This is a genomic window from Rhizobium ecuadorense (genome assembly GCF_001187535.1).
GTDB lineage: Bacteria > Pseudomonadota > Alphaproteobacteria > Rhizobiales > Rhizobiaceae > Rhizobium > Rhizobium ecuadorense.
Genome location: NZ_LFIO01001189.1, coordinates 1 through 257 on the forward strand (window position 1 = coordinate 1; position 257 = coordinate 257).

The following is a 257-nucleotide window of genomic DNA, read 5'->3' on the forward strand; positions in this document are numbered from 1 at the left end:
CTGGTGTACCCTACGGACGATATCCGGCGCATTGATCAGCGCCAATGCCGACCATTCCGGTTGTTTCAGTTCGGCACCCAGCCGCAGCAGCTCGCGGCTCATGCCGCCATCGAGAATTCGCGTCAGGGAGCCGGTAAGAATCGACTTCTCGCGATCGTCTGAGATGATTGGATGAATCACGATCGTCAGAAGCGACTGTCCATCCGCAAGCAAGACAATCTGAACACGTGCCGGCGGACCGGCAAGAAGATCGAAGC

General features: G+C 57.6%; 1 pseudogene. It reads right to left on the minus strand.

The features are described 5' to 3' along the window. Positions 1-257, minus strand: a pseudogene (locus AF337_RS45625) (hypothetical protein); the annotation flags it as partial.